General features: G+C 45.8%; 18 protein-coding genes. 10 read left to right on the top strand and 8 right to left on the bottom strand.

Features of this window, described 5'->3' with window-relative positions:
• The first annotated feature begins 97 nt into the window (after positions 1-97).
• Together DQX04_RS00390 and DQX04_RS00395 are read left to right on the top strand one after the other, a co-directional pair.
• Complete coding sequence (locus DQX04_RS00390) at positions 98-1,261, top strand: PLP-dependent aspartate aminotransferase family protein (protein WP_111914817.1); 1,164 nt, start codon at positions 98-100, stop codon at positions 1,259-1,261.
• Complete coding sequence (locus DQX04_RS00395; protein WP_111913823.1) at positions 1,258-1,863, top strand: YigZ family protein; 606 nt, start codon at positions 1,258-1,260, stop codon at positions 1,861-1,863. The genes DQX04_RS00390 and DQX04_RS00395 overlap by 4 nt, the downstream gene beginning before the upstream one ends.
• On the opposite strand, the gene DQX04_RS00400 is transcribed toward DQX04_RS00395, so the two are convergent.
• Complete coding sequence (locus DQX04_RS00400) at positions 1,860-2,564, bottom strand: hypothetical protein (protein WP_111913824.1); 705 nt, start codon at positions 2,562-2,564, stop codon at positions 1,860-1,862. The two genes, DQX04_RS00395 and DQX04_RS00400, sit on opposite strands and share 4 nt — an antisense overlap.
• 61 nt (positions 2,565-2,625) lie before the next feature.
• A complete protein-coding gene (locus DQX04_RS00405; protein ID WP_111913825.1) occupies positions 2,626-4,203 on the bottom strand; it encodes a diguanylate cyclase in 1,578 nt (525 codons plus the stop codon).
• 336 nt (positions 4,204-4,539) lie between these two features.
• Here DQX04_RS00405 and tig point away from each other — a divergent pair, with 336 nt between their 5' ends.
• The 6 genes from tig to DQX04_RS00435 all read left to right on the top strand — a co-directional run bounded on the left by tig (position 4,540) and on the right by DQX04_RS00435 (position 12,865).
• Complete coding sequence (gene tig, locus DQX04_RS00410) at positions 4,540-5,844, top strand: trigger factor (protein WP_111913826.1); 1,305 nt, start codon at positions 4,540-4,542, stop codon at positions 5,842-5,844.
• 83 nt (positions 5,845-5,927) lie between these two features.
• On the top strand, positions 5,928-6,548 hold the full coding sequence (clpP, locus tag DQX04_RS00415) for an ATP-dependent Clp endopeptidase proteolytic subunit ClpP (RefSeq protein ID WP_111913827.1): 621 nt from the start codon (positions 5,928-5,930) through the stop codon (positions 6,546-6,548).
• Between the two features lie 4 nt (positions 6,549-6,552).
• Complete coding sequence (clpX, locus tag DQX04_RS00420; RefSeq protein WP_111913828.1) at positions 6,553-7,830, top strand: ATP-dependent protease ATP-binding subunit ClpX; 1,278 nt, start codon at positions 6,553-6,555, stop codon at positions 7,828-7,830.
• 116 nt (positions 7,831-7,946) lie between these two features.
• Positions 7,947-10,301, top strand: coding sequence for an endopeptidase La (gene lon / locus DQX04_RS00425; protein WP_111913829.1), 2,355 nt, complete (start codon positions 7,947-7,949; stop codon positions 10,299-10,301).
• A gap of 261 nt (positions 10,302-10,562) precedes the next feature.
• A complete protein-coding gene (gene hupB, locus DQX04_RS00430; protein ID WP_111913830.1) occupies positions 10,563-10,835 on the top strand; it encodes a nucleoid-associated protein HU-beta in 273 nt (90 codons plus the stop codon).
• 164 nt (positions 10,836-10,999) lie between these two features.
• Complete coding sequence (locus DQX04_RS00435; protein WP_111913831.1) at positions 11,000-12,865, top strand: SurA N-terminal domain-containing protein; 1,866 nt, start codon at positions 11,000-11,002, stop codon at positions 12,863-12,865.
• A gap of 56 nt (positions 12,866-12,921) precedes the next feature.
• On the opposite strand, the gene DQX04_RS00440 is transcribed toward DQX04_RS00435, so the two are convergent.
• Genes DQX04_RS00440 through DQX04_RS00465 form a run of 6 tightly spaced genes read right to left on the bottom strand, consistent with a single transcriptional unit; the run spans position 12,922 to position 19,854 of the window.
• The gene (locus DQX04_RS00440; protein WP_111913832.1) at positions 12,922-14,643 is read right to left on the bottom strand and encodes a BatD family protein; all 1,722 of its coding nucleotides are present in this window, start codon (positions 14,641-14,643) and stop codon (positions 12,922-12,924) included.
• 14 nt (positions 14,644-14,657) lie between these two features.
• Positions 14,658-16,493, bottom strand: a complete 1,836-nt coding sequence (locus DQX04_RS00445) for a tetratricopeptide repeat protein (protein ID WP_111913833.1) — start codon at positions 16,491-16,493, stop codon at positions 14,658-14,660.
• Positions 16,493-17,476 carry a VWA domain-containing protein gene (locus DQX04_RS00450; RefSeq protein ID WP_165831903.1) on the bottom strand — a complete coding sequence of 328 codons (984 nt, stop codon included), beginning with the start codon at positions 17,474-17,476 and terminating at the stop codon, positions 16,493-16,495. The genes DQX04_RS00445 and DQX04_RS00450 overlap by 1 nt, the downstream gene beginning before the upstream one ends.
• Complete coding sequence (locus tag DQX04_RS00455) at positions 17,469-17,948, bottom strand: DUF4381 domain-containing protein (protein WP_165831904.1); 480 nt, start codon at positions 17,946-17,948, stop codon at positions 17,469-17,471. The genes DQX04_RS00450 and DQX04_RS00455 overlap by 8 nt, the downstream gene beginning before the upstream one ends.
• Positions 17,945-18,898, bottom strand: a complete 954-nt coding sequence (locus tag DQX04_RS00460) for a DUF58 domain-containing protein (RefSeq protein ID WP_111913836.1) — start codon at positions 18,896-18,898, stop codon at positions 17,945-17,947. The genes DQX04_RS00455 and DQX04_RS00460 overlap by 4 nt, the downstream gene beginning before the upstream one ends.
• The gene (locus DQX04_RS00465) at positions 18,895-19,854 is read right to left on the bottom strand and encodes a MoxR family ATPase (RefSeq protein ID WP_111913837.1); all 960 of its coding nucleotides are present in this window, start codon (positions 19,852-19,854) and stop codon (positions 18,895-18,897) included. Before DQX04_RS00465 ends, DQX04_RS00460 begins: the two co-directional genes overlap by 4 nt.
• Positions 19,855-20,093: 239 nt before the next feature.
• Between DQX04_RS00465 and fadI the strand changes: the two genes are divergently transcribed.
• A complete protein-coding gene (gene fadI / locus DQX04_RS00470) occupies positions 20,094-21,407 on the top strand; it encodes an acetyl-CoA C-acyltransferase FadI (protein WP_111913838.1) in 1,314 nt (437 codons plus the stop codon).
• Positions 21,407-23,533: a fatty acid oxidation complex subunit alpha FadJ gene (gene fadJ, locus DQX04_RS00475; protein WP_111913839.1), complete on the top strand. Its 2,127-nt coding sequence runs from the start codon at positions 21,407-21,409 to the stop codon at positions 23,531-23,533. The genes fadI and fadJ overlap by 1 nt, the downstream gene beginning before the upstream one ends.
• The last annotated feature ends 163 nt before the right edge of the window (positions 23,534-23,696 follow it).

The following is a 23,696-nucleotide window of genomic DNA, read 5'->3' on the forward strand; positions in this document are numbered from 1 at the left end:
TCCAAAACATTATAAGTGATCCCGCTTCTGTTGGGCAGACAATTCAAGCACAATAGAGCTCAAACTTGTGTACATTTTTATTGAGAGAGAGCTTGTCATGAAATCTAAAGCTACGAGTGAATGGTCTGCAGACACTAAGGTTGCCCAAGCCTTAGGTGCTTATGATGAGCTTACGCAAGGTGTTGTTCCTGCTATCCATTCGGCAACAACTTATTATAGAGACGCTGATAACCAATATCGAACAGGCCGAGTATATAGTCGTGACAACAACCCGACCTATTTACCGGCAGAAAGGCTATTAGCGGACCTAGAAGGTGGGCAAGAAGCTTTATTGTTTGCTTCTGGAATGGCGGCTGCTGTGGCCGTTTTTATGAGCTTACCTGCCAACAGTCACGTTATCGCACCGAAGATAATGTACTGGTCTTTACGAAACTGGTTGAAAACAGACGCTCCCAGATATGGGGTAAGTGTAGATTTTGTAGACATGAGCAACCTAGATGAGCTTTCCAGCGCTGTAAAACCAAACGAAACCCGTCTGATATGGGTTGAGTCGCCCGCAAACCCTATGTGGGGCGTCACAGACATCAAGAAAGTCGCTGAAATCTGTCAAAAACACTTTATTTTACTTGCAGTAGATTCCACTGTGGCAACGCCAATTATATGCCAGCCGCTGGCGTTGGGGGCCGACATTGTGATGCATTCGGCTACTAAGTATTTGAATGGCCATTCAGATGTAATTGCCGGAGCGCTTGTTTGTAAGCGTTCTAACGAGTATTGGGAAACCGTGAAAAGGTATCGTAAGCAAGCTGGCGCTGTGCTTTCTCCATTTGATGCCTCACAGCTTTTACGGGGTATGAGAACGCTGTCGATTCGGGTCGAAAAATCATCGGAAAATGCGATGTTTTTGGCACATGAGTTAAGCCAGCACCCCGAAGTTGAGGAGGTGTTATACCCAGGTCTCATTGACTCAGCCTGTCACACGGTTGCTAAATCGCAGTTTAAACACGGATTTACCGGGATGATGTCGATTTGTGTCAAAGGTGGTGCACCGCGCGCGATTGCCATAGCCGCACAAACACAAATTTGGCGCAGGGCAACATCGTTAGGGTCGGTTGAAAGTTTAATTGAGCACCGAGCTAGTATCGAAGGGGAAGGAACACCTGTTCCGGACAATCTATTGCGGCTGTCCGTAGGAATAGAAGGAAAAGATGATTTGCTTAAGGACTTATTACAGGCAATAGAGGCGACAAAAACGGTTTGAGTAGTGCATTCTTCGTTCCTGACGGAAGTAGTAGAGTAGAACTAGAGATCAAGAAAAGCCGCTTTATTGGGCTTGCGGCTCGTGTGGACAAGAAATCGGATGTCCAAAAGGTGCTTGAAGCAGAAAAGCAACGTTATCCTGACGCTCGTCACCATTGCTGGGCATACCAAATTGGCTCTCCAGCTTCACCGCGAATGGCGGCTATGAACGACGATGGTGAACCCAGTGGAACTGCTGGTAAGCCTATTCTGAACGTTATCCAGCATAAAGATATAGGCCACATTATGGTTGTGGTTACGCGTTATTTTGGTGGGATTAAGCTAGGCGCCGGAGGATTAGTTAGAGCTTATTCAGCAGCCGCAGAGCAAGCCGTTTCAGAGCTCGCCTTAACCCATTTTGAAGTCACGAAAGAGGCTTCTATCTCGTGTGATTTTTCACAAGAGCAATATGTGCGTCATTGGCTAGGAGAGCAGGGGATTAGTGTTCGGGACTGTCAGTATAGTCATGTAGTAACGATTCAATTCAACGCGCCAGAACGAATTGCTGGCGCTCTAGAAGACCTGTCTCAGCGACCTGAGTTTGAAGTTGAGGTTGAGAACTAACGAAGCATTTGTACGGGGTCGAGTTCAACTTGGCAATAATTGCTTGGGTAATGGTTAAAGGTGTTGTCCCAACTCACATTCTTCCTAGAAGTTTTGCTGACCCCCAATATGAGCAAATCGGCAACACTGTAATAGAACCCATCGAAATCGCCTTCATTCATACACCCAACGGACTCGTCGAAGCCGAACTCTGTAATGTCTTGGTCCACATTGATTCTATTAAAGAAGCGTGTTTCTCTGCGCAAAAAGGCATCTAAGTAATGCTGCACAACATTTCGAAATCCAGGGAAAATATAAAAGCTCCAGTTTTGCACCCAGCTCTCGTTTTGTGCGCCCCCAGACCACGCGACTACAGCGTCGTTGTTGAGTACGCGCTTATGGGCCGCTGTGAAATAGTAATTAGCACAACTATTTAGGCAGTAGTCCATCACTTCAATCGTGAACTGGTTGCGGTAGAGGTGATAACCCCACTGCATCGCTGACATTGGGTCACCGCCGTTGCTGGTCACTCTGAAGGTCTTTATTTGAGGGTTTGCGTTAGATATTTCGAGGAGTTGTTCTACGCTACTTGCGCTTGTCTCACCTACCATTTCAATCGCGTTTTCAGTAACCGTAATGGTCGCTTGGGGCAGCTCTTGCGGAGCGTTACTGCAAGCTGCAAGCACTGTGGCCGAAATTAGAAGTGTGAACACACGCATCATACAAAAATGACTCCTACTGATGAGCTTAAAGGTATAACACATCACTTTAATTTTTAGAAACTTAAACCAATTCCTTAAAATCATCACCTATTCGATAACAACCGCGATTCCGTCCTACCTTTTTAGCTTGGTATAAAGCTTCGTCTGCTTCAAGGATTGCATGCTCGGCGTCTGACATGTCACTAGGTGTTTTATGGGCTATGCCAATACTCACAGATAAATGATTACTTACTTCGCTTGTGTCGTGAGGTATAGCTAGTTCTTTCAACGCTACTTGAAAGCTCTGCGCAAGCTCCAGGGCTTGTTCTAATGTGCCTTCAGGTAGCAGTACTGCAAATTCTTCACCGCCAAAGCGCGCAACAACTTCGCCGCTACGTCGGAAATATTCGGTAAGAAGCTTCGCCACAGAACGTAAAGCATGATCACCGGCAATATGACCATAATGGTCGTTAAATGCTTTGAAAAAATCGATGTCGAGCAAAAGCAGCGTAACTGAATGTGAATGTCGAATTGCTCGAGCAACTTCTTCTTGTAACCGGGAGTCGAAATGGCGTCGGTTCGCTATCCCCGTTAAACCATCTTTATGTGCGAGTTCTTTTAAGCTTTCGTTGGCTTCGATAAGCTCTTGCTGGGTCGCTTTTAATGAACGCATGTATTGTTCGCTTTGCAGCGAATTGGCAATGATTTCACCCACAAGCTTTAGTCGACGGGTGTCAGCTTCTGTCCAATGGCGGTGGCGAGCCACCATGTCACAACCCACTACGCCAATAAGTTTATTGTGTGCATACATACCCACACAAATTACAGAGCGAATATCTTCATTTTCGAATTCTTCTCGTTCTGCTTGCCCTTGTTCAGGAATAAGGCTTGTGTCATGTACTAAGAACAAACCTTCTTGTTCCATACATTGGAAAAACCAAGGAAGTGCTTCTCGAGGAATATCTTTAAGTTCGTCTATATGGCTTGTAATTCCCTCACGAACCCACTCGAACGTGTTGCTGAAGCTTTCACCTTCGTTACTGAATTCGAAAATATATGCACGGTCAGACTGACAAAACTCGCCTACAGCCTCTAATGCGTTTTCTATGTGCGAGAAAATTTCTTCACCCTGAGCATTGATCAACTGTGAGGACAGTTGCGACATCAATTTGTCGAAAGCAATCATGTCACGCAAACTAAATTCGCTTGAGAGCAGGTCTGCTGCGTCTCGTTGCACAACAAACAAACGGTGGTCGCGCTCCATGATCAACGCGGAATGAATAACTTTTCCCTTGAACTCAATAGCATGGCTTCTAATGTTAATTGCGCGCTCGTGAATCAGTAAGTCTCTGCGCTCAACTGGAAAACCTTGCAAGGCTTGAGTTATGGGCGGGTCTTTGGGTCGCCGCATTTCGCTAAATCCGGTTAAGTCAGCATCCAAGGAAAAGGGTAGAGATTCAATTTCGTCAAAATCTGGATTTTGGCTATTTAATTGAAGCAGCTTACATGCGGCCTCGTTCGCGTAGAGCGAACTTGCGTTGCCGGTAATTGGCTCAAACGAAGAAATAATGGCTACCGGAAATTGCTCGAGCAGCGCTGTGCAATAACCTTCTAACACCTCTGTGGGTAACAATGGTTGGCTTGAGCCTTTATCTGACATCTAGAAATCCAGTTGTATCGATCCTTCGTGAATGACATCAGCAACCGTTACTACACTATACGTGGCAATGTGTTCAGTGATCGGAAAAGTATTAATTAAACAATAGTCTATTCAAGATTGCAGTGCTTAGTATTTGATGTCAACGCCAACCAGTTATTTTAATGCAAAGGGAAATTTTGGGGAACGGGTCGACTCATGCTTTAAGCCTCGCTATAATGTCGCGTCTTTTTTAAGTATGAGACAGTACTTTCGTGTATAAAGTACTGTTCAAGTGCGCCATACGGCGCGGTTTTTATCGGTTTATATACCTTCAAGTGATACTGAGGTAACAACGCAATGCAGGTTTCTGTAGAAACAACTCAAGGTTTAGAGCGTCGCATTACGATTTCTATTCCTGCTGAAAAAATTGATCAAGAAGTAAAGAATCAAGTCAAGCAACGCGCACGCACTGTACGTATGGACGGCTTCCGTCCTGGTAAGGTTCCAGTGTCAATGGTAGAGAAGCGTTTCGGACCTGCGATTCGTCAAGACGTAGTCATGGAGCAAATGCAGCGCCATTATGTTGAAGCCATCATGCAGGAAAAAATTAATCCAGCAGGTGCGCCTCGTTTTGAACCTAAGTCAGACGAACCAGGTAAAGACGTAGAATTTGTCGCGATTGCTGAAGTTTATCCAGAGATCGAACTGAAAGACTTGGATAAAGTAAAAGTTGAAAAGCCTTCGGCTGAAGTTACGGACAAAGATCTAGACAATATGCTAGACACCCTTCGTAAACAGAACGCAGGCTGGAAGTCAGTGAAACGTGGTGCTAAAGACGGCGACCGTGTAACTATGGACTTCTTAGGTCGTGTTGACGGTGAAGAGTTTGAAGGCGGTAAAGCTGAAAACTTCGCACTTGAAATGGGCCAAGGCCGCATGATTCCGGGTTTTGAAGACGGTGTTAAAGGGTTAAAAGCTGGCGACGAGAAAACTATCGAAGTCACTTTCCCTGAAGATTACCACGCTGAAAACTTGAAAGGTAAGGCCGCAGAGTTTGATTTAACTATCAAAACGGTTGAAGCACCTGACCTACCAAAACTAGACGACGCTTTTGCAGAACAGTTTGGTGTTGCTGAAGGTGGTTTAGAAGGCTTGAAAGCTGAAGTTCGTAAGAACATGGAGCGTGAGCTAGAGAACGCGGTAAAAGGCAAAGTGAAGCAACAAGTCATCAAAGGCTTGCTTGAAGCAAACGACGACGTTGCTGTACCGAACGCTATGAAAGAGCAAGAGATTCAAGCTCTACGTCAGCAAGCTATGCAACGTTTCGGCGGTCAAGGCCAAAACATGCCAGAGCTTCCAGCTGAATTGTTTGAAGAGCAAGCAATTGAGCGCGTTAAAGTAGGTTTGTTATTGGGCGAAGTTATTCGTACAAACGAGCTTAAGGTTGACGATGCGAAAGTTGACGCACTGATCGAAAGCACAGCTTCTGCGTATGAAGATCCACAGCAAGTGATCTCTTACTACAAGCAGAATGAAGAGATGATGCAGCAAGTACGTAACGTTGCACTTGAAGAGCAAGCAATTGAGCTTATTCTTGAGAAAGCTAAAGTCTCTGACAAAACAGAAAGCTTTGACGAGGTTATGAACCCTCCTAAGCAATAACTGTTTGCTGAATTCGTCAGGAATTGGTTTAATGGCTCGAGTGTGCTCACTCGAGCCATTTCATTTTAAGGAGTTGGTAAAAGATGCAGGATTCTATCACCGATCCAATGTCAGCATTGATCCCTATGGTTATCGAGCAAACGTCGAAAGGCGAACGCTCATTTGACATTTATTCTCGCCTATTGAAAGAAGGCGTGATTTTCCTCGTTGGACCTGTGGAAGAACAGATGGCAAATCTTATTGTCGCGCAAATGTTGTTCCTTGAGTCAGAAAATCCAGAAAAAGACATCTATCTTTATATTAATTCTCCTGGTGGTTCGGTAACTGCTGGACTAGCCATTTACGATACGATGCAGTTTATTCGTAACGATGTTTCTACCGTGTGTATTGGACAAGCAGCAAGTATGGGCGCATTCTTACTAGCTGGTGGCGCAGAAGGGAAACGTTTTTGTTTGCCTAACTCTCGCGTAATGATTCACCAACCATTGGGTGGGTTTAGAGGCCAAGCGTCGGATATAGAGATCCATGCAAAAGAAATTTTGTATATTAAAGAAAGATTGAATCAAATGTTGGCGGACCATACGGGTCAACCGCTTGATGTAATTGCAAAAGATACAGATCGTGACCACTTCATGAGCGCAGAACGTGCTGTTGAATATGGATTGGTTGACGATATATTGACTAAACGAGAATTGAAAGGTTAAGTCGATGACAGATAAAACAGGTGGCGATTCTCAAGGTGGCAAGTCTTTATATTGCACTTTTTGTGGGAAAAGCCAGCACGAAGTAAAAAAACTGATTGCAGGACCCTCTGTCTTCATCTGTGACGAATGCGTTGACTTGTGTAACGACATTCTGAAAGAAGAAATTAAAGAGTTGGCCACGCAAGAACAGCGCGACCATATGCCTACGCCGAAAGAAATTCGTGCGCACTTGGACGACTATGTGATTGGTCAAGATCGCTCTAAAAGAGTGCTTGCAGTAGCGGTTTATAATCACTACAAGCGTTTACGCAATGCGGGCCTGAAAGAAGAAGTTGAGCTAGGTAAAAGTAACATTTTGCTGATTGGTCCAACGGGTAGTGGTAAAACATTGCTTGCTGAAACCTTAGCACGATACCTCGACGTACCTTTCACGGTTGCCGACGCTACTACGCTAACCGAGGCTGGTTACGTAGGTGAAGACGTTGAAAACATTATTCAAAAGCTTCTGCAAAAATGTGACTACGATCCGCAAAAAGCGGAGCGCGGAATCGTTTACATTGATGAAATCGATAAGATTTCACGTAAGTCTGACAATCCGTCAATTACTCGCGATGTGTCGGGCGAAGGTGTGCAGCAAGCGTTATTGAAACTGATTGAAGGCACAGTTGCTTCAGTTCCTCCTCAAGGCGGGCGTAAGCACCCACAACAAGAGTTTGTTCAGGTCGATACCTCGAAAATTCTATTCATTTGTGGTGGTGCATTCGCAGGGCTTGAGAAAGTGATTCAACAACGTCTTGCTACGGGCACTGGCATTGGTTTTGGTGCGGAAGTACGTTCAGAGAAAGAGAAGTCTCAAATAGACGTGCTTACCAAGGTAGAACCTGGCGACCTAGTAAAATATGGTCTTATTCCTGAATTTATTGGTCGTTTACCTGTTGTGGCGAGCTTGTCAGAGCTAGACGAAGATGCGTTGGTGCAAATTCTACAAGAGCCTAAAAACGCGTTAACGAAACAGTATGGCGCGCTGTTAGCTATGGAAGACGTAGAGCTTGAATTTAGAGAAGACGCACTGAGAGCCATAGCTAGAAAAGCAATGCAACGTAAAACAGGTGCGCGCGGTCTTCGTTCTATTGTGGAAGACGTGCTTCTGTCAACAATGTATGAGCTACCTTCGATGGACAACGTAAGTAAAGTGGTTATAGATGAAACCGTGATTAACGGTGAGTCTGACCCCATTATTATTTACGCAAACAACAAAGACGCTCAGGCATCTGGCGAATAAACATCCAATTAAGGGGCATTTCGCCCCTTTTTTGCATCCTGTTATTGAACTTTGCTTCACGACCCGCATATATATAACTATTCAAACTATTTGGTACGCTCCACATGGGGAAAGTAATGACAGATTCGAGCGTTGAAAGCTATACAATGCCAGTACTTCCATTGCGCGATGTCGTGGTTTACCCACACATGGTGATTCCACTTTTTGTTGGCCGTGAAAAATCTATTCGCTGCCTAGACGCTGCAATGGAGCAAGATAAACAAATATTTCTCGTCGCGCAGAAAGACGCAGGCGTAGACGAGCCAACGTCCGACGACATATATGAAGTTGGCTCAATTGCGACGATTCTTCAAATGCTGAAGCTCCCAGACGGAACCGTAAAGGTGCTGGTCGAGGGTATTCAGCGCGCCAACATTGAAAAGTGGAACGACGATGAAGACTTTTTCACCGCTGATATTAAAACGGTGGAGTCTGAAGCACTTCCTGAAAAGGAAGAAGAAGTTTTAAGTCGTTCGGCGATGAATCAGTTTGAAGGCTACGTGAAGCTGAACAAGAAGATTCCACCAGAGGTTATTACTTCACTTTCCGGAATCGACGATGCGGACCGATTAGCTGACACCATGGCTGCTCATATGCCGCTGAAGTTGGCTGACAAACAGCACGTACTTGAAATTATTGATATTCGTGAGCGCATTGAGTATTTAATGGCGCTTATGGAAGGTGAGATCGATATTTTGCAGGTGGAGCGCAAAATTCGAAGCCGTGTAAAACAGCAGATGGAAAAAAGCCAACGCGAGTACTATTTGAATGAGCAAATGAAAGCTATTCAAAAGGAGCTTGGTGAATCTGAAGACGGCGTAGACGAATTTGAAGCCCTAGAGAAGCGCATTCAAGAAGCTAAAATGACGAAAGAGGCGGAAGACAAAACGCGCGCTGAGTTACAAAAGCTTCGTATGATGTCGCCAATGTCTGCTGAAGCGACCGTAGTAAGAAGCTATATCGATTGGATGACTTCGGTTCCATGGCATAAGAAAAGCCGTGTGAAGAAAGATTTAGCGAAAGCCGAAGCTATTTTGAACGAAGACCACTACGGTTTAGAAAAAGTTAAAGAGCGTATTCTTGATTATCTTGCTGTACAGCAGCGCAGTAAAAAGGTACGTGGTCCTATTTTGTGTTTAGTTGGTCCTCCTGGTGTAGGTAAAACGTCGTTAGGACAGTCGATTGCCAAAGCGACAGGACGTAAATATGTGCGTATGGCTCTCGGTGGCGTTCGTGATGAAGCTGAAATTCGCGGTCACAGACGTACATATATTGGCTCTATGCCGGGCAAATTAATGCAGAAAATGGCGAAGGTAGATGTTAGAAATCCGCTGTTCTTGCTTGATGAAATCGACAAAATGTCGTCGGACATGCGTGGCGACCCAGCATCTGCTTTGTTGGAAGTTCTAGATCCAGAGCAGAACAGTGCATTTAACGACCATTATCTAGAAGTGGACTACGACCTTTCAGACATAATGTTCGTGGCAACTTCAAACAGTATGAACATTCCTGCGCCGCTGTTAGACCGTATGGAAGTTATTCGTTTGTCGGGTTACACCGAAGACGAGAAACTGAATATTGCGCGTAAGCACTTGCTCGATAAACAAATGGAACGCAATGGCTTGAAGAAGGGCGAAGTTGATATTTCTGACGACGCTATTCTCGGAATAATCCGCTATTACACACGTGAAGCAGGTGTTCGTAACCTTGAGCGTGAGTTGTCGACGCTATGTAGAAAATCGGTACGCCGTATTTTACTCGACAAGAAATTGAAAAAAGTGAAAATTGACGAGAACTCGTTAGAGGACTTCTTGGGTGTTCGTCGATTCGACTTTGGTAAAGCAGAAGAGAATGACCAAATTGGTCAAGTTACCGGCCTTGCGTGGACGCAAGTAGGCGGTGATTTGCTAACCATTGAAGCGACAACTGTACCGGGTAAGGGCAAAACGGTTTGTACCGGCTCTCTTGGCGACGTCATGAAAGAGTCGATTAGTACTGCTATGACCGTGGTACGCAGTCGCGCGGAACTTTTGGGTGTTGAAGAAGACTTTTACGAGAAAAAAGATATTCACGTCCATGTTCCTGAAGGGGCAACGCCTAAAGACGGACCAAGTGCTGGTATAGGCATGGTAACGGCCTTGGTATCTTCGCTTACAGGTAATTCAGTACGCGCTGATGTGGCCATGACGGGCGAAATTACCTTGCGTGGTGAAGTGCTGGCTATTGGTGGTTTAAAAGAAAAATTGCTGGCAGCCCACCGTGGCGGCATCCGTCGAGTATTAATTCCAAAGGAAAATGAGCGCGATCTCAAGGAAATTGCGGACAATGTTAAGGCTGATTTAGAGATTCATCCAGTAAAATGGATTGATGAAGTGTTGAAGTTAGCGTTGACTAATGATCCATTTAAATCAATGAAAAATAAGAAAAAATAGCTTTTTCTTAGGGCTTGAAAGCAGCGGCTGCGACGAAAATTGTTAATTTTTAGCGAAAAAGACTTTTCATCGCCGCCGACTGTGATAGCCTTAAGGAAGTTATCCGAAGCCATGCAGGCCAAGGGTCGTAGGGATTCGGTAGACTTTTTAGCAAGCATCTTGAGTACTTGAACTAAAGATATAAGCTTGTTATAAACTTTGCTGGCCCATTTCTAAATGGAACCAGAAAACTCCATAATAACAATCTAAGGGGATGATACTGTGAACAAGTCTCAGCTAATTGACAAAATCGCAGCAGACGCAGAACTTTCAAAGGCCGCTGCCGGTCGTGCTCTAGACTCTATGGTCGACGCAGTAACAGAAGCATTGAAAAGCGGTGATCAAGTTGCTCTAGTTGGATTCGGTACTTTTTCAGTTCGTGAGCGTTCAGCACGCACTGGCCGTAACCCACAAACGGGTCAAACAATTCAAATCGCTGCTGCGAAAGTTCCAGCTTTCAAAGCAGGTAAAGCACTTAAAGACGCTGTAAACTAAAAACTTACAGTAGTGCTACACGAGGGCGCCGTAAGGCGCCTTTGTTGTTCATGGGGACTCATAATCTAATCAATTAGTGTGGTATACTCTCAGCGTTTTGAAGTTGCAGTTTGCGACTTTGTCTTGAAGTAGAATCGAAGTATTTTTCATAAAAGAGATTATTTATGCTCGAAAGGATCCGTGAGGGCGCGCAGGGCCCGATAGTAAAAGTCGTTTTGGGAGTACTTGTTGTAGCTTTTGCTCTAACAGGTGTGAATGCGTATTTAGGCGGCGGAGTAGACAATTATGTCGCATCTGTAAACGGCAAAGAAATTTCCCGTGCCGAATTCGACCGCGCATACCAAAGCCAACGCAGTCAGATGGAATCTCAATATGGCGAAATGTTTGCCATGTTGCTTGCCGACGAGTCTTACGTGCAGTCTTTGCGTAACGACGTGCTTGAGCAGCTTATCGAAGAAGAGTTAAGCATTCAGTTTGCGAATGAACTAGGTCTACGTCAGTCTGACGAAGGCTTGCGTAATATTATTCGCAACATGGAGCAGTTCAACTTCAACGGTACATTTAACAATGACCTATATACTCGTGCGTTAATGAACTTAGGCATGAGCGCAGGGCAGTTCAGAAACTACATGGACGAGCAAGTGAACCGTGAAGTTCTGTTGACTAGTTTATTTGCTACCGACTTCTCGCTAGACCATGAAGTTGATGCGCTTCAGAAATTACAGAATCAAACGCGAAGTGGTCGTTACTCTGTATTAGAAGGTAGTGCGTTCGCTGACCAGGTAGAAATTACAGACGCGGACATTGAGTCTTATTACTACGACAACGAGTCACGTTTTCAGGTGCAAGAAGAGATTCAACTTCAGTATGTAGCGCTAGATCTAGACGATATCGTAGAAAGAACGAATGTGTCTGAAGAAGAAGTTCGAGATTACTACGACAGAAACCCGCAAGCTTATAGCTCAGAAGAGAGCCGCAGAGTAGCGCATATTCTCGTTGAGTTTGGTGATGATGAAGCTGCTGCACTTGCTGAAGCCGAAGCTGCACTAGCCCGTATTGAAGCTGGTGAAGACTTTGCCGAAGTTGCAGCTGACGTATCTGATGATATGTTTAGTGCTCAAGACGGCGGTGACTTAGGTACATTAGAGCGTGGCTTGATTGACCCAACATTTGAAGATGCGGGTTTTGAGTTAAACGAGCAAGGTCAAGTGTCTGACGTCGTGCGTTCAGAGTTTGGTTTTCATATCATTAAGCTGACAGAGTTTAATGAAGCTACTCAAACGCCGTTTGAGGAAGTTGCTGACAACATCCGTACTGAGTTGGCGCGTGTTAACGCTGAAGACGAGTACTTCCGTTTACAGCAAGAGTTGGCGCGTATTAGCTTCGAAGTTCCTGATACATTAGAGCCTGCTGCACAAGCTCTAGGCGTAGACATTCAAACTAGCCCAGTTATTTCCAGAGCTAATCCACCAGAAGGGTTCGATTCACCTGACCTTCTAGCTCAAGCTTTCTCTAGTGACGTTACTGAGAGAGGCTTAAACAGTGAGCTAGTGGAGTTAGCGGAGCGTTCAGTTGTGGTCCGTGCGGAATCTTATCAGCCGGCGCAAACTCAACCATTGGCAGATGTTCGCGACCAAATCGTTGCAACATTGACCACTGAGCGTGCGCAAGATTTAGCTTTACAAGCTGCGTCTGACCTGAGAAGTCGTATCGAGAGTGGTGACACTGCGGGTATCGATTTTAACTACATCGAAGCAACGAAACGTTTTGCAACGGAATTGCCGGGCGCTGTGCGCACTGAGCTTTTCAAAATGCCTTTCGTAGAAGGTGAGTCTAGCTTTGCAACGGTGGAGCTTCGTAACGGCGATGCAGCAGTTATTGAGCTGACCGACGTAGGTGAGGGCTCTATTGACGAAAGCATGAACGACAGATTCGCGCAGGAGCTTGCTGGTCAATACACCGAGCAATCTTATCGTGCCCTTATGGAAGCTTTGAAAGCTAACGCAACTATCGAAAGACGTTTGCGTTAAGCATTGCACTGAGTGAGCAATGAGTGAAGGGCTCTCGCCCCTCACGTTATTAAAAGCTAATGAGGATATAACTTAAGCGCATCCGTTTGATGCGCTTTTTTATGTGCGCCTGAAAATGTTTTCCAAAACGCTTTGCCGCGTGTATAAGTTGACTTTTCTTTCCCATACAAAGCGGCTTCCAATGCAGCGAGTTCCTGCTTAAAGTCTTGGTGTTGTTCGAGCTCAGCTCGAATACCCTTTCCGTTGTCTTGGTCATTTTTGCGTGCATTCATCCATGCTCTAAAGTTCTCCATGATTAACACTGGCTCATTGCTATTACAGGCTTGCTTCAAGTTGTTTAAAGGCTGACGAGCACGGTTTGGAATATAGGTATTCTGCACGTCACTAGAGGCCTTGCGTGACGCTCCACGCTTAGCTCGGATAAGCAATATAAGGGTGACTAGCCAAATTATGAATAAGACAGCGAGAGCGCCATATAAATAACTATTCGATGTTCTGGCGCCGCCTTGCTCATGAATACTCGCTATACCTGTGTCGACTTGCGGCTGGGTTGCAGTATCTAATGGCTGTTCAGCTTCTGTTTCCGTTTCTGCAACCGGGCTTATACGCTCAGGCTCAGACGCAGAAGGTGTAATTGTTAATTGAACGGCAGCAGTGGAAGCTTGCCTGCTTTGATCTGCGCTCGGATTAAACCAAGGTATATTAATTTGAGGTAATTCAAACTGACCTTCTCGGCTTGGAATATACACCGTGGTATAGGTTACTTGTCCAATTCGTGTGTCGCGGCGGGCAAATACTTCTTGCTGCGGCGTTTCCGGGTACACACGAAGTCCGTCCGGTGAGGAAATATCGAGTTCTGGAATTTGCTCTGGGCGCACTCCCTCAGCCGTAATAGTTACAGTTTCAGTAATAGGCTCTCCGACCGCAACCATACCCGATGCTGGTGAGATTTGTCGCTCAATGACAACCTGTTCACTCACAAACCATTGACCCTGATATTGCTGTGGTATGGGCTGCACATTAAGCTCTACATTGGGTGTCATAAGCGACACTTGTTCTGGTCTGGAAAAGCCTGAAAAGCCTCGAGAGTTGGGCTGACGATAAATACCTTCGAACTGAACTCCTTGAACCTCCACAGAGCCACTCCTTTGCGGCGTAATGGCATAAACTTGCGTGATCACCTGGTAACGTTGACCATTTATAATTTCTTGTCGCTCTCTGTTCTGAGTAATTTGTTCAACGTTAGCGTTGTCCGCGAGTGGGGGAGCTATAGTGCCATTCTCAAGCGGTATGTCACTGTGAATAAACAGGTCTACGGTATAAGTCACTTGCTGTTGTACGTAAGGCGAAGCTTCACTAACGGTACCTTCAATAAAGAACGGCCGATTTTCACCATTCTGATTACGCTGAACTTCAATGACCTCAATTTCAATGGGTTGTGTTTGAGCGCCTTCAATATCGAACGAGGGTATTGTGTAGCGGCCTGGTTCGCGGGCGGTTAATCTTACGGTCCAACGCGTGGTTCTTCTTGTTACGCCTTGACTCGTCACGCTAGAGGTATCAATGGAAGTTGCACCTACCACAAAGTCCCGCATTAACGGGCGAGAGCTAAATGCCCAACGAGGTAAGTCTTCGTCGGCTGTTACCGTGAGGTTAAACGACTCATTCACAATGACGGGATTGCGATCAACTGACACGTCAATTTCTAATCCATAAGCATTACTGCTGGTCAGAATGAGTATCACAGCGACAAAACCAAGGTAGAAAGGTTTCAGCATGGATGTTTGAACTCCTAGTTAAATCTTTGTAGACGGCGGCGCTCTGCTTCAAGTAACAGTCTGTTTTTCAACAATAGAGCGGGATCGTTAGGTAATCGGCGTAATAATTGCTCAAGTTCAGCACGCTCCTCTTCAGACAAGTCTTGCCAAGCCTCTGGAATCTCTAAAGCCTCTTCGTTGCCCTCGGTTTCAGCGGATTGTTGTTGCTGCTCTGCCGTTTGACTATCATTCTGTTCTTGTTGCTCTTGGCTTTGTCCGTCGGCATTTTGCTCTTCACTTGGCGACGTATCGGAGTTCTCTTGCTCACTTTGTGAGGCGTCGCTTTGATCAGACGAGCTGCTATCTTGCGACTCCTGCCCATCGTTGGACTCTTGATCTTCGCCTTGTTGGTTCTGGTCACTGTCACCGCTTTCATTTTCTTGTTGAGATTGTTGCTCCTTCATTTGCTCAACAATTTCTTTGTTTTCCAACGCAGACTGCCAGTTAGGTCTTTGTTGTAGGGCTTGATCGTAAGCGTCAATAGCTTCCTCTAAATGACCTGAGTGGGCTAGGCTGTTACCTAAATTATAAAAAGACTCTGCGGTTTCTTGCTGACCGAAATATTGTGCGGCTTGTTCATAATCTCCGGCTCGATACGCTGCCATTCCTTGTAACATAGGGTCGTCTGACAGTCCTTCGGTACGGTCATATTGTTGGCTTTGGTATGCATTCAAAGCATTCTGTTCTTTGTTCCGAAATGCGTTTCGCACACTATTCATGTTGAACCAAGATACGCGCTCAATTACTAAGTCGCTATCTTCTGCGTTCGTAGCATAAACAGGTGGTGTGGTCAGGAACTGTGAAAGAAGCAGTACTCCCGCAATACTGAGTACTTGTGTTTTTCGACCGAGTGCGAATAGCAATGGCAACATTAGCCAAAGTAGGTAAGGCCCCATATCAAGCCATTGATTATGATTAATTGACTCGCGTTCAGTGGCGTTTGCACTTTGTTCGGGAAGTGATATAAGTGCGTCAATATCGCCGCTATTCGACGAAATTGAGCGATGTATGCCACCTGTTTGCTGCGCAATGTTTTCGAAGTAGTCGACAAACAAGCGCGGAATAACCAGGTCACCTTGCGGCGTGCGAAGTAACTCGCCTTGTTCAGTTCTTACCGGCGCTCCATCTTCTGTTCCTGCTGTGATCACGGAAACACGGTGGTTGGCTTCTCGAAGGAATTGACGAATATCTTCCATATCTGCGCGGTCAATGCTGCCACTGAACCAATATATGTCGCCTTGTGAATATCCCGCTTGCGTCAACATGTCGTGTGCCATTTGAAAACCTGCTAAAGGGTTACGACCAGGTACTGGCATAATTTCTGGTGTCAGTGCTGGCATCATGCTTTGCAGGTTTTCTGGATCCCGCGTAAGGGGCGCGATGGTAAATGCGTCGCCTGAATAAGCCACCAAGCCTGTTTGGCCGTCTTTTAAGGCATTAATGAGATCTAAAGCCTTATATTTAAGCCTTGTATGGCGGTCGGGCGTTAAATCTGTTGCGCGTGTGTCCATGCTCGCGTCGAATAAAATAACATAGCCACGGTCTTGGCTTGTTACTGGAATTGGTTGCTCAATCCATGCAGGGCCGGCTGCCGACAAACTTGCGATAACCCAAATTGCAGTAGCTATTTTCCACGGAAATTTTCGAACTTTCTCTGCGGACTGCACGAGGTATTGCTGTAAATGCGGGGCAATAACTTGGCGTGCAATACCCGATTGAGAAGAACGTTTTAACCACCACGGAACGAGCACAAATAAAGGCAGTAGTAATAACAACCATAGTGGGCGTAAAAAGTGGAATTCGGCAAACATTACTTGAACCTCCGCCAACGTATAGCTCGAAACATTTCGAATAGAAGCACGCTGACTAACGCTAAAATAATGAACCAATGCGTTAGGCTTTGAAATGGTCTGAAAAATTGCTCGTCAGACTGAACCGGTTCGAGTTGATCTAAAGTTTCGTAGATGCGCTCCATGTCTTCTGCACTTCTTGCCCGGAAATACTCGCCATCAGTGACTTCAGCCACCTGCTGTAAGAATACTTCATTCAGTTCTTGGCTTGGGTTAATGCGTCGGTTGCCAAAAAGCCCCGACACTAACATCTCGTCGGCGCCGATACCGACGGTATAAATTTTCACGTCATTACTTTGAGCCAATTGTATGGCGTCTTCAGCGTCAAGGTTGCCGGAATTTACCATGCCGTCGGTAAGCATAATGACAACTTTTTGTTCGGCTTCTCTTTCTAGGAAATAACGAATAGAAATACCAATTGCGTCGCCTAAAGCGGTGCGCTGCCCAACTAAGCCAATTTCTGCTTCTTCGGCTAGTTCAGCAACCGTTTCCAAGTCTGAAGTGACGGGTACATATAAGTGAGCCGAGTCGGCGTATAGCACCAAACCTACGCGATCTCCTGTACGTCTTCGAATAAAGTCAGCGAGAATAGAGTGCGCTGCATAAAGTCGGGTAACGCGTTGTCCTTGCATAACCATATCGTCGACTTGCATGCTGCCGGACAAGTCCATGGCGACTAAAATCTCTCGCGCTTCTTGTTCTACTGGAATAGGTTCTCCCACCCATCGAGGCTGTGACATACCCGCTACGAGTAACGCCCAAACCCATAATGGAAAGAGATATTTGATTTTGCGGCTGGCAACGTTGTGTTCGATTCCTAAAGCACGTTTTTTAATGTTAGGAAAAGAAAAACGTTGACCTGAACGAGACCAAGGCTTAATGAACCAGTAAATTACCGGTACAGGTAAAAGAACCCACACCCATGGCCAAGCAAACTCAAACATAGTTTGGCCTCCGTGGACACGCATGATGAAGCCAAGTTAAAGCGAATTGCTGGTATTGCTCGACATGTTGCGCGTCGGTTTGCCGATACATGTTAAGTGCCAAGGCTTCAACGTGTTGCTCAGATGCGCGAAGGGGCTCTTGCAACTGGTTGTTTAAATACACTAGCCATGCTTTGCCTGTAAGCGTATGTAAAGCTTTTGCATCGCTGTTGTTAGCATCAGAAAGGTAACGACGGCAGGCTAATTTCAAAACGGTCGTAATGTCACCCATGCTGTTCTGGGGCGTCTGCAGTGTTTGGCAACATTGTCTCCATACCCATTGGTCGCGCTTACGTTTACGCGAAACTAAAATACTTACAGTAATCGCAATGATTAAAAGTGCTATAAGTGCCCACCAGCCCCAGCCTAAAGGCCACCAGGTTACAGTAGAAATCTCATGGATATCATTGAGTTGAGCGAGAGGATTATTCATGCATATTGCCTCTTCGACTCTTGCCATTGCTCTTCCGGTGGAGAACCAGCTGAAAAATTCAAGATAGGAACGCCAGCCGATTTAAAGTATTCAAGTTGCTGCTCTTGTAGCTGTAAGCTGTTTTCTTCATAGGCCTGTTTAAATTGAGGTGAGGAAAAGTCAAAGTCTACTTCGTAGTCACCATCGGTAGCTCGTAATGCCTCTCCTTTGAATTCCGGTAGCGATATCTCGAGAGGGTCATATACGTTGATGGCTAAAACTCTGTTATGTCTTCGTAGCCCACGTATAAGGGTTAAAGAGGCTTGGTCGAGTTGCGAGAAATCACTGATTAAAATAACGTCTGAACCTGGTGTTACCAATGTTTGCAGCCGTTGTAATTGTTTATAGAGAGTTTGCTGAGCGGGCGCCTCAGAGGCTGACTCTTGCTCTGTTCTTATCATCATTTTCAACCAGCGCAGTACACCTTTTTCGCGACCTTGTGGTTTCATTTCATGGGCAATAGAGTCGGTAAATACTAATCCTCCAATTCTATCGCCTCGTTTTGCTACTGCCCAGCCGATTGCTGCGGCAATGTGAGCTGCGCACACAGACTTAAAAAGAAGCTGGCTACCAAACCGCATAGAGTGAGAAAGGTCGACGCATACAAAAACAGGGCGCTCTTTCTCTTCTCGAAAAAGCTTTGTGTAGGTGTCTCCCGTACGAGCGGTCACGCGCCAATCGATAGCTCGAATATCGTCTCCAGGTTGGTAATGGCGAACTTCATCGAACTCCATGCCTCTGCCACGTTGTTTACTTAGCTTAGAGCCTTGCTGGGTATGGCTGCCTTGCTTACCTCGAAACGGAGGCGTAAACGGGCGCGAACGGTAATAGAGAAGCTCTTTGACTTGCAAAGACACACCATTACATTTCCACTTATTTAGCCATTCTTCCGGCTTAAGGGTGGACTTCACGTTGCAGGCACCTTTAATAATAATTGATCGATAACTTGGTCTTTTTGAATTCCGTCGGCTTCGGCTTCGTAACTTAAAATAAGACGATGACGAAGTACTGGGTGCAGCATCGCTTGAATATCGTCGGGAGTTACAAAGTCGCGACCGTCTAACCATGCTCTAGCTCGCGCGCAGCGGTCTAGTGCAATAGTCGCTCGCGGGCTAGCGCCAATTTCTATCCATTGTGCAAGTTCAGCGTCGTAGTCACCCGGCTGTCGGGTAGCTACAATAAGGGCAACCAAATAGCGCTCCACATTTTCTTCCATGTGAACATTTAATGCTTCTTGGCGCGCTGAGAAAATATCAGTTTGCGAAATTTTAGGCGGCTCAACGGTAGGTGTTCCTAACGACTCATTTCTATTCAGTCGCAGAATTTGGGTTTCAATTTCACTGTCTGGATACGACACCACTAAGTGCATTAAAAAACGGTCGAGTTGAGCTTCTGGAAGTGGATAAGTACCTTCCTGTTCCAGTGGGTTCTGCGTTGCCATAACCGTAAATAATTCGGGTAATGGGTAAGTGGTTTGGCCCACTGTAATTTGACGCTCTGCCATGGCTTCTAGTAATGCTGCCTGAACTTTGGCAGGCGCACGGTTAATTTCGTCCGCAAGTACTAAATTGTGGAATAAAGGACCTTTTTGAAATTGAAATTCGCCGGTTTCAGGTCGATAAATATCGGTTCCTGTGAGGTCAGCAGGCAGGAGGTCGGGGGTAAACTGGACTCGGTGAAAGTCCCCCTCTATACCTTGAGAGAGTGCCTGCACTGCACGAGTTTTAGCCAAGCCTGGTGGACCTTCAACAAGAATATGACCATTGGCAAGTAAGGTAACAAGCAAGTGCTCAACAAGTTCGGGTTGTCCCAATACTTGTTGTTCTAAATACTTGCGCAATTGTTGAAATGGAGCTGCGTGTTGCATCTGTAAGACTCCCAGATTCTTATAATTTTTTAAGGCGTTTGCTACGACCATGAATGCATTCTACAGTTCCCGTCAACAGTAAGTATTTGCAGGGAAATGCTAATGGCTTCGTTATTTTGATTTATAGTAACTCTTACAATGGGGTTATTCATCTGCTTTGCAAGGTTTCTTTCTGACTCAGATCTCGTTAGAATCGGGATGAAATTCGTGGTCAGACCAGTATTCGATAGGGGATTTATATGTCAGCACCGCAACAACGATTGATTACGCCTAACGGCGATCGTATCGCAATCGTGGCAGGTTTACGTACACCGTTCGCTAAACAAGCGAGCTTTTTTCATGGTGTGCCTGCGCTCGATATGGGGAAAATGGTAGTTCAAGAGCTTATCCAACGATTCGACGTAGACCCAGCATGGGTGCAACAGTTGGTTTTTGGGCAAGTCGTACAAATGCCAGAAGCTCCTAATATCGCCAGAGAGATTGTATTAGGAACGAGTTTACCCGTAAGCACCGATGCATACAGTGTGTCTAGAGCTTGTGCTACAAGTTTCCAGTCTGCTGTAAATATTGCAGAGTCGATGCTTGCTGGCACTATCGATGTTGGTATCGCAGGTGGTGCAGACTCGTCGTCGGTGTTGCCTATTGGCGTGTCTAAAAAGCTTGCGCGAGCGCTAGTCGATCTGACTAAAGCGAAGACCTTAGGTCAGCGTATCGCTATTTTCCGTCGTTTAGGACTGAAAGACTTATTACCTGTGCCACCAGCGGTTGCAGAATATTCAACAGGGTTGAGTATGGGACAAACCGCTGAACAAATGGCTAAAACGCATGGTATTACGCGAGAAGCACAGGACGAATTAGCGCACCGTTCACATACCTTAGCGCACCAAGCGTGGGAAGAAGGGAAGCTCACCGAGGAAGTGATGACTGCTCATGTGCCTCCTTATAAGTCGTATTATGAGAAAGACAACAACATTCGCGAAAATTCTGACTTAGCGGGTTACGCAAGATTACGCCCGGTGTTTGATCGCAAGCACGGTAGTGTGACTGCAGCAAATGCCACGCCGCTAACCGATGGTGCGTCTGCAGTACTCATGATGACAGAGAGTAAAGCTAAAGCGTTAGGTTATAAGCCATTGGGTTACATTAAGAGCTATGCATTCTCTGCAATAGATGTACATACCGATATGTTGATGGGACCTTCGTACGCAACGCCTATCGCACTCGACCGTGCAGGAATGAAGCTTTCTGATTTAGATCTTATCGATATGCACGAAGCTTTCGCAGCGCAGACACTGGCGAACAAGAAGATGTTCGCAAGTAAAAAGTTTGCAGAAGAAAAATTAGGTCGTAGTGAAGCTATCGGTGAAATTGACGAAAGTAAATTTAACGTACTTGGCGGCTCTATCGCTTATGGGCATCCTTTTGCCGCAACTGGTACACGCATGCTAACCCAAACCCTTCGTGAACTTCAGCGTCGTGGCGGTGGTGTAGGACTAACAACAGCATGTGCCGCAGGTGGTTTAGGTGCAGCAGTAATTGTGGAGGCAGAATAATGACTGATACAGCGAAAGCATTTTCTTTAGACATTCGCGACAACGGCATTGGTGTCGTCACAATCGATGTTCCTGGCGAGTCTATGAACACGCTTAAGGCGACATTCGTCGAAGAAGTTTCTGAATTAATGTCAGCAATTAAGGGCAATAAAGACCTTAAAGGTTTGGTGTTTATTAGCGGTAAGCCGAGCTCGTTTGTCGCTGGTGCTGATATTCGCATGATCAATGAATGCCGCACCGCAGAAGACGCCGAGAGTTTAGCGCGTCAAGGACAGGCTTTATTTGATGAGTTAGAAGCACTGACAATCCCTGTGATTGCGGCTATCCATGGACCAGCTTTAGGCGGCGGTTTAGAGTTGGCACTGGCGTGTCATGCTCGTGTTCTATCAGACTCACCCAAAACGGTACTTGGACTTCCTGAAGTACAGCTAGGCCTACTTCCTGGCTCTGGTGGCACGCAACGCTTGCCGCGTATTGTAGGTATTCAGCAAGGTTTAACGCTAATGCTGACCGGCAAACAGTTACGTGCAAAACAAGCGAAAAAGTTAGGGTTAGCGAACGAGGTTGTGCCTGAGTCGATATTACTTGATGCGGCTATGGAAATGGCGCTGAAAGGCAAACCTGCAACACCAAAACCTAAATTGAACTTCATGGGTAAAGTACTTGAAGGCCCAATGAAAGGTGTGGTGTTTAGTAAAGCTCGCGAACAAGCTCAAAAGAAAGCGAAAGGTAATTACCCAGCTATTGATTGCATCATTGACACCATTAAAACGGGTGTGACAAAGGGTATGAAAGCTGGCTTGGCGTTTGAAGCTAAGAAGTTTGGTGAGTTGGCGATGACGCCAGAGTCTCAGCAACTTCGTAATATCTTCTTCGCAACCACAGAGATGAAGAAAGAAACTGGCGCTGAAGGCACTAAACCAAGTGAAGTGAAAAAAGTTGGCGTGCTAGGCGGTGGTTTAATGGGCGGCGGCATCGCGCATGTCACCATTAATAAAGCTAAGTTACCGGTTCGCTTGAAAGATATTAACCATGACGGTATTTCTAACGCCATGGCTTATCACAATAAATTACTGCAACCACGGTTAAAGCGACGTCACATTACGAAAGCGGACTATGAGAAGCAGTTACTTATGCTTACGGGAAGCTTAAACTACAGTGGCTACAAAGACGCAGACATCGTTGTAGAAGCAGTATTCGAAGACCTAGACTTGAAGCAAAAGATGGTTGCAGACATCGAGCAAAATGCGGCTGAGCACACCATATTTGCTACCAATACTTCTTCGTTACCGATTACTCAAATTGCAGCGAAAGCAAAGCGTCCAGGACAAGTGATCGGGCTGCATTACTTCTCTCCGGTAGAGAAAATGCCGTTGGCGGAAATTATTACCCATGAAGGCACTACGCCAGAAACAATTGCAACGACAGTGCAGTTTGCTAAGCAGCAAGGTAAAACGCCGATTGTGGTTGCAGATGGTGCAGGTTTTTACGTGAACCGTATTCTAGCGCCATATATGAATGAAGCTGCGCGTTGGTTACTTGCCGGAGAGCCTGTCGAAGCAATCGACAAAGCGTTGGTTCAATTTGGTTTCCCTGTGGGACCAGTTGCGTTGCTTGATGAAGTAGGCATCGATGTAGCTAGTAAGGTTGCGCCTATTTTGCGTAACGAACTTGGCGAACGCTTTGAAGCTCCAGACGCGTTTAGCAAACTTATTGATGACGGACGTAAAGGCCGCAAAACCAAGAAAGGCTTCTACCGTTACGATAGCAAAGCAAAGGGCAAGCAAGTTGATAGCTCGGTGTATCAGGTCTTAGGTATTCAACCTAATGCCCAAGCAAGCGCCAAAGCTATCTCAGAGCGTTGCGTATTGCCGATGCTGAATGAAGCGGCATGGTGCTTACAAGAAAATATTATCCGCTCGCCTCGCGACGGTGATATTGGTGCGATCTTTGGTATTGGTTTCCCTCCGTTCAGAGGTGGTCCTTTCCGATACATGGATGCACTCGGTGTAGCGCATATTGTTGAGCGCCTTGAAGCTCTAGCAGCAAGTGAGGGCGAGCGTTTCAAACCTTGTGAACTGCTAGTGACGATGGCACAAGAAAACCAGAAATTTTACAAAGATTAATTAAAACCTTTGGAAACAAAGCCACGGCGTAACGAATTTGTTATTCCGTGGCTTTTTTGCATAACAAGCGTGCAAATGACCCTTCTTTAAGCTTTGGCTATAATAACCACAATTACCTTAGTTAAGTTGTATGAGGATAAGCCATGCTTTGGTTCTTCTTGAT

It is taken from the genome of Aliidiomarina sp. B3213, assembly GCF_003290085.1.
Classification (GTDB): domain Bacteria; phylum Pseudomonadota; class Gammaproteobacteria; order Enterobacterales; family Alteromonadaceae; genus Aliidiomarina.

What these genes read in the sequence shown, in the direction of transcription:
- DQX04_RS00405 (WP_111913825.1), bottom strand. Translation starts at nt 4,203, where the DNA reads ATGTCAGATAAAGGCTCAAGCCAACCATTGTTACCCACAGAGGTGTTA.
- DQX04_RS00450 (WP_165831903.1), bottom strand. Translation starts at nt 17,476, where the DNA reads ATGTTTGAGTTTGCTTGGCCATGGGTGTGGGTTCTTTTACCTGTACCG.
- fadJ (WP_111913839.1), top strand. Translation starts at nt 21,407, where the DNA reads ATGACTGATACAGCGAAAGCATTTTCTTTAGACATTCGCGACAACGGC.
- DQX04_RS00445 (WP_111913833.1), bottom strand. Translation starts at nt 16,493, where the DNA reads ATGTTTGCCGAATTCCACTTTTTACGCCCACTATGGTTGTTATTACTA.
- DQX04_RS00390 (WP_111914817.1), top strand. Translation starts at nt 98, where the DNA reads ATGAAATCTAAAGCTACGAGTGAATGGTCTGCAGACACTAAGGTTGCC.
- DQX04_RS00440 (WP_111913832.1), bottom strand. Translation starts at nt 14,643, where the DNA reads ATGCTGAAACCTTTCTACCTTGGTTTTGTCGCTGTGATACTCATTCTG.
- fadI (WP_111913838.1), top strand. Translation starts at nt 20,094, where the DNA reads ATGTCAGCACCGCAACAACGATTGATTACGCCTAACGGCGATCGTATC.
- tig (WP_111913826.1), top strand. Translation starts at nt 4,540, where the DNA reads ATGCAGGTTTCTGTAGAAACAACTCAAGGTTTAGAGCGTCGCATTACG.
- DQX04_RS00435 (WP_111913831.1), top strand. Translation starts at nt 11,000, where the DNA reads ATGCTCGAAAGGATCCGTGAGGGCGCGCAGGGCCCGATAGTAAAAGTC.
- clpP (WP_111913827.1), top strand. Translation starts at nt 5,928, where the DNA reads ATGCAGGATTCTATCACCGATCCAATGTCAGCATTGATCCCTATGGTT.
- DQX04_RS00400 (WP_111913824.1), bottom strand. Translation starts at nt 2,564, where the DNA reads ATGATGCGTGTGTTCACACTTCTAATTTCGGCCACAGTGCTTGCAGCT.
- clpX (WP_111913828.1), top strand. Translation starts at nt 6,553, where the DNA reads ATGACAGATAAAACAGGTGGCGATTCTCAAGGTGGCAAGTCTTTATAT.
- lon (WP_111913829.1), top strand. Translation starts at nt 7,947, where the DNA reads ATGACAGATTCGAGCGTTGAAAGCTATACAATGCCAGTACTTCCATTG.
- DQX04_RS00455 (WP_165831904.1), bottom strand. Translation starts at nt 17,948, where the DNA reads ATGAATAATCCTCTCGCTCAACTCAATGATATCCATGAGATTTCTACT.
- DQX04_RS00465 (WP_111913837.1), bottom strand. Translation starts at nt 19,854, where the DNA reads ATGCAACACGCAGCTCCATTTCAACAATTGCGCAAGTATTTAGAACAA.